Origin of the sequence: Pedobacter deserti, assembly GCF_024436415.1 — a bacterium.
Lineage (GTDB): Bacteria > Bacteroidota > Bacteroidia > Sphingobacteriales > Sphingobacteriaceae > Pedobacter > Pedobacter faecalis.
Map to the genome: position 1 here is coordinate 208,488 of NZ_JAFMZQ010000001.1, position 13,617 is coordinate 222,104.

Annotated in this window: 13 protein-coding genes; 4 read left to right on the forward strand and 9 right to left on the reverse strand. The window is 47.4% G+C overall.

What is annotated here, in order from left to right; translation table 11 throughout:
• Nucleotides 1–3 precede the first annotated feature (3 nt).
• Nucleotides 4–570: a crossover junction endodeoxyribonuclease RuvC gene (ruvC, locus tag J3P40_RS00970; RefSeq protein WP_256001982.1), complete on the forward strand. Its 567-nt coding sequence runs from the start codon at nt 4–6 to the stop codon at nt 568–570.
• 54 nt (nt 571–624) lie between these two features.
• Here ruvC and J3P40_RS00975 read toward each other — a convergent pair whose 3' ends face one another.
• The 9 genes from J3P40_RS00975 to J3P40_RS01015 all read right to left on the reverse strand — a co-directional run bounded on the left by J3P40_RS00975 (nt 625) and on the right by J3P40_RS01015 (nt 6,662).
• Nucleotides 625–840: a hypothetical protein gene (locus J3P40_RS00975; RefSeq protein ID WP_256001983.1), complete on the reverse strand. Its 216-nt coding sequence runs from the start codon at nt 838–840 to the stop codon at nt 625–627.
• A 59-nt stretch (nt 841–899) separates the two neighbouring features.
• Entirely contained in the window at nt 900–1,781 is an 882-nt protein-coding gene (gene atpG / locus J3P40_RS00980) for an ATP synthase F1 subunit gamma (protein ID WP_256001984.1), read from the reverse strand.
• A 38-nt stretch (nt 1,782–1,819) separates the two neighbouring features.
• The gene (atpA, locus tag J3P40_RS00985; RefSeq protein ID WP_256001985.1) at nt 1,820–3,394 is read right to left on the reverse strand and encodes a F0F1 ATP synthase subunit alpha; all 1,575 of its coding nucleotides are present in this window, start codon (nt 3,392–3,394) and stop codon (nt 1,820–1,822) included.
• 48 nt (nt 3,395–3,442) lie between these two features.
• Entirely contained in the window at nt 3,443–3,991 is a 549-nt protein-coding gene (gene atpH, locus J3P40_RS00990) for an ATP synthase F1 subunit delta (RefSeq protein ID WP_256001986.1), read from the reverse strand.
• A gap of 22 nt (nt 3,992–4,013) precedes the next feature.
• Nucleotides 4,014–4,508 carry a F0F1 ATP synthase subunit B gene (locus J3P40_RS00995; RefSeq protein WP_256001987.1) on the reverse strand — a complete coding sequence of 165 codons (495 nt, stop codon included), beginning with the start codon at nt 4,506–4,508 and terminating at the stop codon, nt 4,014–4,016.
• 67 nt (nt 4,509–4,575) lie between these two features.
• Complete coding sequence (atpE, locus tag J3P40_RS01000; RefSeq protein ID WP_062551197.1) at nt 4,576–4,785, reverse strand: ATP synthase F0 subunit C; 210 nt, start codon at nt 4,783–4,785, stop codon at nt 4,576–4,578.
• Between the two features lie 38 nt (nt 4,786–4,823).
• A complete protein-coding gene (gene atpB / locus J3P40_RS01005; RefSeq protein ID WP_256001988.1) occupies nt 4,824–5,990 on the reverse strand; it encodes a F0F1 ATP synthase subunit A in 1,167 nt (388 codons plus the stop codon).
• A 14-nt stretch (nt 5,991–6,004) separates the two neighbouring features.
• Nucleotides 6,005–6,394, reverse strand: coding sequence for a hypothetical protein (locus J3P40_RS01010; RefSeq protein WP_256001989.1), 390 nt, complete (start codon nt 6,392–6,394; stop codon nt 6,005–6,007).
• A 46-nt stretch (nt 6,395–6,440) separates the two neighbouring features.
• Nucleotides 6,441–6,662: an AtpZ/AtpI family protein gene (locus J3P40_RS01015; protein WP_256001990.1), complete on the reverse strand. Its 222-nt coding sequence runs from the start codon at nt 6,660–6,662 to the stop codon at nt 6,441–6,443.
• A gap of 97 nt (nt 6,663–6,759) precedes the next feature.
• Here J3P40_RS01015 and porW point away from each other — a divergent pair, with 97 nt between their 5' ends.
• The 3 genes from porW to uvrC are packed head-to-tail and all read left to right on the forward strand — an operon-like array spanning nt 6,760 to nt 13,592.
• Nucleotides 6,760–9,534: a type IX secretion system periplasmic lipoprotein PorW/SprE gene (gene porW, locus J3P40_RS01020; RefSeq protein ID WP_256001991.1), complete on the forward strand. Its 2,775-nt coding sequence runs from the start codon at nt 6,760–6,762 to the stop codon at nt 9,532–9,534.
• A gap of 3 nt (nt 9,535–9,537) precedes the next feature.
• A complete protein-coding gene (locus J3P40_RS01025) occupies nt 9,538–11,769 on the forward strand; it encodes a transglycosylase domain-containing protein (RefSeq protein WP_256001992.1) in 2,232 nt (743 codons plus the stop codon).
• An 11-nt stretch (nt 11,770–11,780) separates the two neighbouring features.
• Nucleotides 11,781–13,592: an excinuclease ABC subunit UvrC gene (gene uvrC, locus J3P40_RS01030; protein ID WP_256001993.1), complete on the forward strand. Its 1,812-nt coding sequence runs from the start codon at nt 11,781–11,783 to the stop codon at nt 13,590–13,592.
• Nucleotides 13,593–13,617: the final 25 nt, after the last annotated feature.

The window sequence follows — 13,617 nt, forward strand, 5'->3', positions numbered from 1 at the left end:
TTTATGTTGGCAGAAAAAAAGGAACGGGTGATCATGGGCATTGACCCAGGAACATCTATCATGGGTTACGGGATTATCCTGGAGCGGGGAAGTAAGATCGAACTCATCGCCCTGGGTGTTGTGCGGATGGACCACTTGGACGACCACTTTCTTAAGCTGCAGCGGATATTTGAAAAAACCACCGCTCTTATTGATCAGTACAAGCCTGATGCTGTGGCGCTTGAAGCGCCCTTTTATGGTAAAAACATACAAGTGATGCTCAAACTGGGCCGCGCGCAGGGCACAGCAATGGCCGCGGCCCTGGCGAGAAATATTCCAATTACCGAATATGCGCCTAAGAAGATAAAACAGTCGATAACCGGCAACGGCAACACAAGCAAAGAACAGGTAGCCGCGATGCTGCAGCGACTGTTGAACTTCAAGGAAACGCCTGAATTTCTGGACGCGACCGACGGTTTATCGGTAGCGGTATGCCATTCTTTTCAGCGTACCGCGGTTTTGGGCGGCAGCGGAAAATCCTATTCAGGATGGGAATCGTTTGTAAAAACGAACAAAACCCGGGTAAAATAAAAAAGCGCATCCGTTTGAAACAGATGCGCCGTAATATTTATTCGCTGACTATGCTTAAGCGTTTAATATTTTAAATACTGCTTTGCAGGCAATAACAGATCCAACCAGTAAGATAACCCACGATACAATAGAAAGCATTGTAGAATCGGCAGCGAAACGAAGATAAACCCCCAGAACGCCAATCAAAATCCCAACGGTCATTAGCTTATATGTACCCACCTCGTTGGCGGTTTTCATGCTCTCAGTATTGTGCTTAGGTCTTTGTTCCATGTCTTAAAATTTGTGCTTCAAATATAGGATTTATTTCAATAAGTCAATCTTCCTCTGCCTTAACCGTTCAATGCTGCTGCACCACTCACAATTTCCGTCAGCTCCGTTGTAATAGCCGCCTGACGCGCCTGGTTATACGACAACTTCAGGGCCTTAAGCAGATCGCCCGCGTTTTCAGTTGCCTTATCCATTGAAGTCATCCGAGCGCCATGCTCAGAGGCGTGCGAATCAAGCACTGCTTTATACAACTGAATCTTAATCGATTTCGGGATCAGCTGCTCCACAATGCGCTCTTTAGAAGGCTCAAGAACATAGTCAGTATTAGATACCTGGGCGACCTCAGTTTCCTCATTCTTAGGCAAAGGCAATAATTGCTCGGTGGTCAGGATCTGAACTGCGGCGTTCTTAAAGCGGTTATAAACAAGTTCTACCCGGTCATACTTTCCTTTTTCAAAGCCATCCATGATGGACTCGGTAATTTTAGTTACATTTTCAAAGGTCAGCGCGTTGAAGATCTCATTATTGTTGCCAACCGTATTGTATCCACGCTTTTCATAGAAGTCCTGAGTCTTCTTACCGATCGCCAGAATGCTTACGTTACCATTCTTGTACTGCTCGCTGTATTTTTCTGAAATAAGGTTGTTCGTCGTTTTAATGACGTTCGTGTTAAAAGCCCCCGCCAAACCGCGGTTAGAAGATACCGCAACGATCAACACTTTGTTAGGCTCTCTCTCCTGAATAAAAGGAGAAGATGAACCCTCCAGGCTGGCAGAAAGATTACCCAGGATTTCCTTAAGTTTGGTTGCATAAGGCCGTAACTGAACAATAGCGTTGGTCGCACGTTTCAGCTTAGCAGCCGAAACCATTTTCATGGCCTTGGTGATCTGCTGGGTAGACTGAACCGATGCAATGCGATTTCTTACTTCTTTTAAATTAGCCATTCTTTTCTCGGGTATTAAGTATCAGCTGCCTGTCTTTATTAATATTTAGCTGAAAGTTCTTTCGCTACGGTTTCCAGCACTCCAGTGATCTCGTCGTCAAACTTGCCGGCCTTTAAGGCTTTCAAAGTCTCAGGATGACGCAATTCAAGCTGCTGTAAATACTCAACTTCAAATTCTTTCACTTTGTTAACTGGTACAGACCGCATCAGGTTCTTTGTTCCGATATAGATGATTGCAACCTGCTTCTCAACCGTCATTGGCGAGAATTGTCCCTGCTTCAGGATCTCCACGTTGCGCGCGCCTTTATCCAGTACCGATTTAGTTGCCGCATCAAGGTCAGATCCGAATTTAGAGAAAGCTTCAAGTTCGCGGTACTGTGCCTGGTCAAGCTTTAAGGTACCTGCTACTTTCTTCATCGATTTGATCTGCGCGTTACCACCTACACGTGATACCGAGATACCTACGTTGATTGCAGGACGGATACCCGAATTGAACAGGTTACTCTCGAGGAAAATCTGTCCGTCGGTGATCGAAATTACGTTCGTCGGAATATAGGCAGAAACGTCACCAGCCTGAGTTTCGATAATCGGAAGGGCTGTTAACGAACCACCACCTTTTACGATACCCTTAATAGATTCAGGTAAATCGTTCATGTTTTTTGCGATATCATCGTTAGCGTTAATCTTCGCAGCACGCTCCAATAAACGGCTGTGCAGATAGAACACGTCTCCTGGATAAGCCTCACGGCCCGGTGGACGACGAAGCAGCAGAGATACTTCGCGGTAAGCCACAGCCTGTTTAGACAAATCGTCATAAACGATCAGGGCTGGCCGACCAGTATCACGGAAAAATTCGCCTATCGCTGCACCTGAGAACGGAGCATAGAACTGTAGAGGAGCCGGTTCAGCTGCTGAAGCCGCAACAACCACAGTGTATGGCATGGCGCCGTTCTCCTCCAGGGTACGGACAATGTTCGCAACAGTACTTGCTTTTTGTCCACAGGCAACATATATACAATACACAGGGTTACCTGCTTCGTAAAATTCTTTCTGGTTGATGATTGTATCAATACAAACGGCAGTCTTACCGATCTGACGGTCACCAATCACAAGCTCACGCTGACCGCGGCCAATTGGAATCATCCCATCGATAGCTTTGATACCAGTCTGCAAAGGTTCGGTAACCGGCTGACGATAAATTACACCCGGTGCTTTACGCTCAATCGGCATTTCGTAAGTTTCGCCCAGGATAGGTCCCTTACCATCAATAGGCTGACCAAGCGTGTTTACAACGCGGCCCAGCATACCCTCACCAACTTTGATCGAGGCGATCTTCTTGGTACGTTTAATAGTGTCACCTTCTTTGATATCGTCGTGCGGACCTAAAAGTACCACACCCACGTTATCTTCTTCAAGGTTTAACACGATACCCTGCAAGCCTGTTTCGAACTCAACTAATTCGCCGGACTGAACCTTGGTCAGGCCGTAAACACGGGCAATACCATCGCCCACTTGCAATACGGTACCAACTTCTTCAAGTTCCGCCGTTGATTTGAAGCCCGCCAATTGCTGCCTGATGATTGCCGATACTTCGTCTGGTCTTACCTCTACCATAATTTTATATTATTTCTTTATAAATCAGTATACATTTAAACCCCGGATCTAAGCAACGCCCTGGGCAAATTCTTTTTTCAATTTGTTTAATCCACTCAGGATGCTCGCGTCAAACTGCCTGTCGCCAACCTTAAGTATAAAACCGCCAATAAGCTTTTCGCTTACTTTTTCGTTTACGAACACCTGTTTAGCACCCGTCTGCTGCTTAACAATAGCTTCGATCTCAGCCCTATTAGCCGGTGTCAATGCCGTAGCAGAAGTTACATCTGCCGTTACAATGCCTTTCAGCGCATTATACTGCGCGACAAAAGATGTAGCGGTGTCAGGTAAAATGGCCGAGCGTCCTTTGTTGACAAGCAGTTGCATAAACGACCTGGTGATCTCATGTACTTTACCGCTAAACACATTTTCCAGTATACCCCACTTCTTATCCAACGGTACGATCGGATTTCTGAGAATAGCACCAAGCTCGGAACTGTTTTCCAAGACCTGCGCAAACGACACCATATCCTGTCTAACTTCCTCCAGCGCATTGCGCTCGATTGCCAGGTCTATGATGGACTTGGCGTATCTGGATGCTGCTTTATTTTCTGCCATTATATTCTGCGCTAAACAATCCTTAGTTTAATTCTACGTCTTTCAACAGACTGGAAACCAACTCCTGCTGTTTCGCTTTATCATCAAGCTGGTTACGCAAAACACGCTCAGCGATATCAAGTGACAGGCTTGAAACCTGGCTCTTCAATTCTGCCAAAGCTGCCTTTTTTTGATTCTCAATTTCGATCTTAGCCTTCTCAATTAACTTAGAACCTTCCTGCTGCGCTTGAGTTTTCGCCTCCTGCACAATATTGTCTTTCAAAAGCTTAGCCTCCTTAAGGATGCGGTCGCGCTCATCGCGCGCCTCTTTCATCAATTCCTCATTCTGAGCAGTCAGTCTGGCCATTTCCTGTTTTGCCAGTTCTGCTTTATTCAAAGCCTCATCGATAGATTGCTCACGCTCTTTAATCGCTGCCAGAACAGGTTTCCAGGCAAACTTTGCCAGCAAAAACATCAATATTAAAAAAGCTATCGTTTGAAGGATAACCAGGCCAATCTCAGGTATTAATAATTCCATTTACTTATATCAGTGTTATTTTCTTAACAAAAAAATGCGCCGGGCGTGACGCCCGGCGCAGATAATTTTAGCCATTACCCATCAGGGCAACAACCACTGCGAAAAGCGCAACAGCTTCAACGAATGCTGCAGCGATCAACATTGCAGTTTGGATTTTAGAGGCAGCTTCAGGCTGACGGGCAATACCATCCATAGCCGAACCACCAATGCGTCCGATACCCAGACCAGCGCCAATCGCGGCTAGTCCTGCACCAATTGCAGCAATACTTCCTGTAATCATGATTCTATATATTATATGTTAAAAAATAATTCAATTTAATGGTGGTGCTCTTCAATTGCCATACCGATAAACAGGGCAGACAATATGGTAAATATAAAAGCCTGTATAAACGCAACCAGAAGCTCAATAGCTCCGATGAAGACCGCAAAAGCTACAGAAACAGGAGCAATGTAGAGGCTGTCAAAAACGAATACCAGACAGATCAGTGAAAGCACCAGAATGTGACCTGCAGTAATGTTGGCAAACAAACGAATCATCAAAGCAATCGGCTTTGTAAAGATACCGAAGAGTTCAACCGGCACCATAACCACATACATCCACCACGGAACATCCGGCGCAAAGATGTGCTTCCAGTAATATTTGTTTCCGTTGAAGACCGTAATGCAAAATGTAGCCACAGCAAGAACCATGGTTACGGCGATGTTGCCTGTTAAGTTGGCACCACCTGGAAGGAAAGGCACGAGGCCAAGCATATTGTTAAACCAGATAAAGAAAAACACGGTCAACAGATATGGCATGAAACGCTCGTATTTATGACCCAGGTTAGGCTTAGCAATATCGTCCCGCACAAAAAGGATGATCGGCTCCATCCATGACTGCAAACCTTTAGGCGATTTGCCGCGACGTTTCTTATATCCCTTAGCCACGTTAATGAAAACAACCAAAAGGACTATGACCGACAAAAATAACGTGCATACGTTCTTGGTGAACGACAAATCAAGCGGGCGGGCGTTCAGCGGATGATGATGCTCATCGAGATCAACAAACTGACCATGGTCATTGGCGGTAGCCGAAGCATAATAAATCTTCTCATGGAATTTCACGAAGCGCTGTCCGTTGCGCTCTACAACTACGGTCGCCGCATCGTCATGATGAAAATCCGAAGAATTAAAAAACACAAATCCCTGGGGAGTATACAGAATCACCGGCAAACCAATATACGTATCACCAATCACATGCCAGCTGTGCGAATCCGCAATATGATGCAGAGCAAACTTACCGATATCGAATTTTTTCTCAGCAGTTTCTTCCCCGTGAGCCCCATGAGTTGCCGCGGCATCGGCTACATGATGATTTCCGGCACCGTGAGCAGTGTCAGCCTGAGCAAAAGCAACAGATGTCCGAAAACAAAACGCTAAAAAAAGCGTAAAAACAACAATTAACCTATTCACTTTAAACTCAAAAACGTGGCTACAATCCATTTAGTCGCAGATTTTTACTTTTTATTTTGGTGGCGCAAGTTACGTAACAAACAGTAGATTTCAAAGAAGGTGAACAATAAATATAAAGAAAAAAAATTCAGCACAAACACAACACCTTTTTCCTTCCCGTACACGCTGTAAATCAACACAAAAGCCATCGAAAAGAGCATCTTCAGCGCTATCGACCCCATTATAGCCATAATACCGGTTTCCGGGTTACGTTTAATCCCCAGATCAGCCAGGATATACGCAATGAAAGTAACCCCTGCAAGGAAGCCGAATACCACCCAGAATTTGGAAACAAAAAGGTGTACGCCCGGGAAAAACAGAGGAGCGACGCAGGCTACCAAAGCCAATAATGCGCAGTACAAAAAATAAAAGACAGAAAACCTGGCGATGCTCAATTCAATTTTTTTTGCAAAGGTATGCAATAAAGCCGAGTGTAAACAACTATTCCTTTCTGTTCAGCTGCCTAATCACCTGATATAAAGAAACAATCACACCAAGCACGCCCAGCAGTGCAGTTGCAAGCGGCGTCCGGTTTTGCTGATATGCATCAATTTTATAACCTGCGAATACGAACAGGCCTATGGTGACGAGCATTTGAAAACCCATAGCCGAATATTTCACATAGCTATTGACCCTTTTGCCTTTATTGTCCTGTTCTGCCATACGATAAGCCCTTAAATAAATCCCTTTTATCCATGAAAATGCTGCCAAATTAAGATACTTTTGTATATATTTTAATGAGCCAACATAATACATATTCTTGAAACACTACGCGATCCACAAATTAAACATCATTCTTGCTGCGCTGGTTTCCATATTTTACTCCTGCGGCTCACATCGTGACACAGCCACAAGCCGCGGCATGCAGAACCTTACCGCCCGCTACAACTATATTTACAATGCCAGACAGATCCTAAGTGTACACCAGGCAGAACTCGCACAGAACTACCCAGACAATTACAACAGCATTCTGCCCGTATATATAGGGCCTGAAGGCGATGCCGCAGACGCAGGGTTTACGGCTGGACTGAAGCCGATGAATGACATCATAAAAAAGGCGGAGTTCATTATTTTTGAAAGAACCGCAAGCAATTACATTGATGACGCGTATCTCCTGCTTGGCAAAGCCAGCTTTTACAACAGCAATTATTTTAACTCGACAGAATATTTTGATTACGTGGCCCGTACATATTCCAAAAACAAGGATCTTGTGCTGGAAGCGCTCAATTGGAAAGCGAGGAGCCTGATGCAACTGAGGCGGCTCAGTGAAGCTGGTAAGGTGCTAGACACCCTCATGCAGATCATCCCCGGATCCAAGAAAAGCGAAAAGCTTGCCGAAACCTACGCAACGCTTGCCCAAATGTGTATTTATCTTAAAGACGACAGCTGTGCGACAGAATATCTTGCCCAGGCACTTCAGAACGGCGCCGGAAGCCTGAACAAGATCAGATGGAATTTTATTCTCGGGCAATTGTATGAGCGGCAGAAACGATATGCAGATGCGGCATCCGCCTACAGGAAAATCCAGCGCAGCAATGCTCCATATGAAATGTATTTCCAGGCCGGCCTCGGGCAGATCCGCCTGCAGCAATCCTCGGACGCCTTAGAGACAGACATCAGAACCGCGCTAAGCCGCATGCTCCGGGACGATAAAAACGTGGATTATCACGATCAGGTCTATTATCAGATCGGGGAAAATTATGCAGACGAACAGATGTGGGAAGAAGCTTTAGCGCAATACACATTGGCTCTGCGTACACCAACGGCCAGCCAAAGCCAAAAGGGCTTGGCCTATATGCGCATGGCCGATATATATTTTAAACAACAAAAAGACTATGTCCGCGCCAAGGCCTATTACGACAGTACGGTGTATGCATTACCCGATTCATACCCCGATTATGAACTTGTACGTAAAAAAGCGCAGAACCTCGGCTACCTCACCACGCGCTATGAACAGATCGCGCTCGAAGACGCCCTGCAGGCAATAGCTCGACGGCCGGAGAACGAACGCGCAGCGCTTATTGAAGCTTTAATCAAACCTGCTGCGAAAAATGCGGCAGCAGATAACGCCGTAGCGCCAGCATCTGTAGGAGCCCCGGCCTCCGTAACAACAAACACCGTACAAAGCGGCTTTTACTTCAACAACACCACGGCCATCAGCATCGGTTTTAATGATTTTAGAAAAAAATGGGGAAACCGGAAGCGCGAAGACAACTGGCGGCAAAGCGTCCGGAATTCGGCGCAGCAGAATACACAGAACGCTCTGTCCAACACAAATCTGCTGCCTGACTCTCCCGACAAGCCCGCGGGTGTTCAGAACACCACTGATACTGCGGTACTCATCAAAACCTATAGTGCGCGACTGCCTGTAACTCCGGAACTGATGGCGGGATCTGATAAACGGATCATTGATGCCTACTACGAGATTGGAAACTTCTACCTTCAGGAATTGAGGGACCAGGCTGAGGCTGCCGAGGTATTTGAAACTTTACTCAAACGCTACCCGGCAAACGATTACCTTCCTGCTGTTTTCTACAGTCTGTTTCTGGCTCATCGCGACTCAGATCCGGACAAGGCTAATCTTTACCGGAATAAGCTGCTCAACGACCACGCCGGCTCGTCTTATGCCAAAACCTTGCTCGATCCCGCGTACGCTGCGCGACAGACGGAGCTTGAAGCAGCCTCCGGCAGACGCTACAACGAAGTTTTTGAACATTACGAACAGAAAAATTACCCAGAAGTAATTTCCATGGCAAGGCAGATGGAAGTGCAGCCGACTAACTTGTTTTCCTCCCAGTTCGCCTATTTAAAAGCCATTGCCATCGGCCGGACAAACCATGTGGACAGTCTGCTAGAGGCATTCAACAATATCGTACGCAGCTATCCCGACGATAAACTCATCACCCCGCTGGTGCAGGAGCATGTAAACTATATTAACAATCATCTCCAGGCCTTCCGTGCACGCAAGGTTGCGCTGGTCGATTTTGATCCGAACGAGCCGCCTTTTCAGGAAGCCAAGATAGCACAACGCCCGGCGCCGGCCAAACCGCCGGCCGCAAAGGTGCAGACACCCCAAAACGCCGTGCAAACGACTAAGCCAGTTCAGCCAGTCCCCGCGCCGGTCGCCCCCGCACAATCCGCCGCTGTGCCCGTCGTTGCTGTAAAAACCGACGGTACCTTTACAGATAAGCCTTCAGCCACCTATTACTTTGTGGTACACGTTCCAGATGCCTCATTGACATTAAGCTCATCCCGGTTCGGCATCGGTCAGTTTAACCGCGGCAACTACGCAGAAGCAAGCCTGCGGCATCAGTTAAAGGAATTTGACAATGATCAGCTCGTATACGTCGGGAACTTTAGTACTTTTGAGGAAGCTAAGGTCTATGCCTCAGGTATAGTGCCGCAACTGAGACAGATCATGAAGGTGCCAGCAAATCTTTACAGCAGTTTTATCGTCAGCAAAGAAAACTTTGATCTGATCACTACCCGAAGGCTGCTCGACCAATACGTAGAATTTTATAAAAAGAATTATTAAGCGATGAATAAACCTCTTTCTAAGGAAGAAATCAGGAAATACAACATAACACTCTGGAAGATACTGATTGGCGGAATGGTACTTTTTGCGCTTTTCATCATTTCTATCGGTTTCGGACTTTTCGGCGAACTTCCTTCATTCAGGGATATCGAGCACCCAAAAAGCAACCAGGCCTCAGAAATCGTCACCGACGACGGGCGGGTGCTTGGCACTTATTTCGTTCAGAACCGTTCCAACGTCACCTACAGCGAAATATCGCCAAACGTTATCAATGCCCTGATCGCTACAGAAGACATCCGATTTCGTGATCACTCAGGAATCGATTTTCGCCGGACCTTCACCATCATCCTGTACAACCTGGTTGGAAAAAAGCAGGGCGGAAGTACCATTACGCAGCAGCTTGCCTTAAACTTGTTCTCAGAAGAAGGTCGCCAGCAGAACATCTTCAAACGCGCCATGCAAAAGTTCAAGGAATGGGTCATTGCCGTAAAACTGGAGCGAAACTACACCAAGGAGGAAATCATTGTGATGTACCTGAACACGGTCGACTTCGGCAACCAGGCCTACGGCATTAAATCGGCCGCCCGCGTATATTTCAACACCACACCCGATAAACTCACCGTACCACAGGCGGCCACCCTGATCGGGATACTTAAGGGCATTACGAGATATTCGCCTACGCGTAACCCCGAGCGCTCCCTTGCACGCCGGAACCTGATTATGGAACTCATGGTGAAGGCAGAACTGCTCACCGCACAGCAATATGAGACCGAAAAGGAAAAGCCGCTCGGCTTAAGGTTTAATGCAGCAACGGTCAATGAAGGCATAGCCCCATACTTCCGCGCTGTTCTTAAAGCAGATATCAAGCGGATCTTTGAAGAAAGGTCGATCACCAAGCCAGACGGCACACCTTACGACCTTGATCGCGACGGACTTCGGATCGTCACCACGCTTAATTACGACATGCAGGTTTATGCTGAGGAAGCTCAGAAAGAATATATGAAAGTACTTCAGGCCTCCTTCTTAAAGAGCTGGAAAGGCCGCAACCCTTTTAAAGGGAAAGATTTACAAATCCGCCAGGGCATTAAGCGTTCAGACAGGTACAAAGCGCTTCAGTTAGAAGGTAAATCGGAGGAGGAGATCATGGCCGACTTCAACACACCCACCCAGCTTACCATCTTTACCTGGAAAGGCAATATCGATACCCTGATGAAGCCTATCGACTCCGTAAAATATTACAAGATGCTGCTTCGGAACGCCATGATGGCCATGGATCCGCAAACCGGCTATGTAAAAGCCTGGGTGGGTGGCATCAACTACGAACACTTCAAGTACGACCAGGTCAAGATGGGTACCCGCCAGGTCGGCTCTACCGCCAAGCCATTTACCTATACCGTAGCTATTGAAAATGGCTATTCCCCTTGCTTCAGTGTACCGAATGAGCCGGTAACGATAGAAGTGCCGGGCAGCGAGCCATGGACACCGCGTTCCAGCGGGACTGTACCCGGATATCTTACCCTGCAGAAGGGCCTGGCCCTTTCGCAGAACTATATCGCAGCCTATGTCATGAAACAGGTGGGTCCTACTGCGGTGGCTACACTGATCAAGAAAATGGGCGTTACTACCGAAGTACCTCCCTACCCTTCCATAGCGCTGGGATCGTTTGATGCCTCGGTGTACGATATGGTGGGCGCATACAGCGTGTTTGCCAATAAGGGGGTGTGGACTAAACCTACCTACATCCTCCGCATAGAAGATAAGAACGGCGTGGTGCTGCATAGCGAAAAACCTATACCTGTACCTGCACTCAATGAAGAGGTGGCTTACGTAATGACCCGCATGCTGCGTGGTGTGGTAACACATGGTACGGGCTGGCGGTTAGCCGGTCGCTATGGCGTAAAAGCGCCAATAGGCGGTAAGACCGGCACCACACAGAACAACTCAGATGGCTGGTTTATCGGCATCAGTCCGCAACTCGTAGCCGGGGTGTGGACAGGCTGTGAAGACCGCGCATTCCATTTTACGAGTACAGCACAGGGGGACGGGGCCACGACAGCGCTGCCTATATTTGCCGGCTTCATGAAGCGGGTATATGCCAATCCGAAGCTTAAGATTCAGCAGGCCGATTTCGAGCCGCCTGTTAACGGCGTATCTATTGTGTACGACTGTGCGCAGTATCAGCAGCAGCAACAGGCCGAGGAAACCACTGAACTCGACGAGAAACTCGGTTTCTAGCCGTTCCGACTATGGGTGCTTTCGATTACAAAAATGCATTAGCCGATATTCCGCACCGGCCCGGGGTCTACCAGTTCTGGGATGCAGAAGGTTCCCTTATTTATATTGGTAAGGCGAAGGACCTCCGCAACCGTGTGGGTTCCTATTTCAACAAAGACACCCAGATGAACGGTAAGACACGCGTACTTGTGTCTCGAATCCGCAACATTACCTTTACGATTGTAGACACGGAAATTGACGCCTGGCTATTGGAAAACAGCCTGATCAAAAAACATCAGCCCCGTTATAACATCATGCTCAAGGATGATAAGACCTATCCATGGATCATCATCAAGAAAGAGCCTTTCCCCCGACTGTACTGGACACGTAAAATGGTGAAGGATGGCTCTACCTATTTTGGCCCGTATGCCTCTGTAGGCATGATGCACACCATTCTTGATCTGATCAAGGAAACTTATCCCCTTCGCACCTGCAATCTGCCGCTCAGTCAGGAAAATATTGCCGAGGGTAAATTCAAAGTATGCCTCGAATACCAGATCGGCAACTGCAAGGGGCCCTGCCAGGCATATCAGTCGGCCGACGACTACGAGCAGAACATCTCTGAGATCAAAGATATTCTTAATGGCAAGATCGGTAACGTAATCCGCGATGTAAAACAGGTGATCAAAACCGCATCCGAGCAACTCAATTTTGAGCAGGCCCATCAGTATGCACGGAAACTGCAGGTGTTGGAAAAATACCAGAGCAAATCAACGGTGGTCAACAGCGCCATCACCAATATCGATGTGGTCAGCATCGCGTCCGACGAGCGTTATGCCTTTGTGAACTATCTGAAAGTCATGAACGGCAGCATTATACAAACGCAGACCATTGAGATCAAAAAGCGGCTCGATGAAACGGACGAGGAATTGCTTACCCTGGCCATCACAGAGTTCCGGAACAAGTTTCACAGCACCTCAAAAGAGATCATCGTACCATTCGAAATTACGCTTATGGACGAAGGCTTGAAGTTTACCGTACCTAAACTGGGCGAAAAGAAAAAGCTTCTGGAACTGTCGGAGAAGAACGTGCTCTTTTTTAAGAAGGAAAAACTGAACCAATACGAGAAGCTGAATCCGGATCTTCGGACCGATCGCATCCTTTCCCAGATGCAGAAAGACCTCCGACTGACCCAGCTGCCCCGGCATATCGAGTGTTTCGACAACTCCAACTTCCAGGGCAAGTATCCGGTATCTGCCATTGTGGTGTTTAAAGATGCCAAGCCCTCAAAAAAGGATTACCGGCATTTCAATGTGAAGACAGTGGAGGGGCCAAACGATTTCGCCACAATGGAAGAAGCGGTGTACAGGCGTTACAGACGTATGCTCGACGAAGGCGAGTCTTTACCTCAACTGATTATTATCGACGGTGGCAAGGGGCAGCTCTCCTCGGCCATGACCAGCTTAAAGAAACTGGAGATCGACCGGAAAGTAACCGTGATCGGTATTGCCAAGCGACTTGAAGAGCTGTTTTATCCGGGCGACAGCTATCCGCTCTATCTCGACAAGAAATCGGAGACCCTGAAAGTGATCCAGCAGCTGCGTGATGAGGCACACCGTTTCGGCATTACCTTCCATCGCAAAAAACGCGACCAGGGCACACTGAAAACCGAGCTCGAACAGATCGGTGGTATAGGCAAAACCACGGCCGACAAGCTGCTCCGGCATTTCAAGTCAGTAAAACGCATTAAAAATGCATCCGAGGCGGAGTTAAGTGCCGTATTGAACAAATCGCAGGTGCAGACTCTGCTCAACTATTTTAAACAAGAAACCCCCGAAGCCTAGGCTGCAGGGGTTTGCTCATATTTAA

Excerpts from the sequence above, each read along its gene's own strand:
- J3P40_RS01025 (WP_256001992.1), top strand. The coding sequence starts at position 9,538 with ATGAATAAACCTCTTTCTAAGGAAGAAATCAGGAAATACAACATAACA.
- atpA (WP_256001985.1), bottom strand. The coding sequence starts at position 3,394 with ATGGTAGAGGTAAGACCAGACGAAGTATCGGCAATCATCAGGCAGCAA.
- ruvC (WP_256001982.1), top strand. The coding sequence starts at position 4 with ATGTTGGCAGAAAAAAAGGAACGGGTGATCATGGGCATTGACCCAGGA.
- J3P40_RS01015 (WP_256001990.1), bottom strand. The coding sequence starts at position 6,662 with ATGGCAGAACAGGACAATAAAGGCAAAAGGGTCAATAGCTATGTGAAA.
- atpH (WP_256001986.1), bottom strand. The coding sequence starts at position 3,991 with ATGGCAGAAAATAAAGCAGCATCCAGATACGCCAAGTCCATCATAGAC.
- atpB (WP_256001988.1), bottom strand. The coding sequence starts at position 5,990 with ATGGATTGTAGCCACGTTTTTGAGTTTAAAGTGAATAGGTTAATTGTT.
- J3P40_RS00995 (WP_256001987.1), bottom strand. The coding sequence starts at position 4,508 with ATGGAATTATTAATACCTGAGATTGGCCTGGTTATCCTTCAAACGATA.
- J3P40_RS00975 (WP_256001983.1), bottom strand. The coding sequence starts at position 840 with ATGGAACAAAGACCTAAGCACAATACTGAGAGCATGAAAACCGCCAAC.
- uvrC (WP_256001993.1), top strand. The coding sequence starts at position 11,781 with ATGGGTGCTTTCGATTACAAAAATGCATTAGCCGATATTCCGCACCGG.
- atpG (WP_256001984.1), bottom strand. The coding sequence starts at position 1,781 with ATGGCTAATTTAAAAGAAGTAAGAAATCGCATTGCATCGGTTCAGTCT.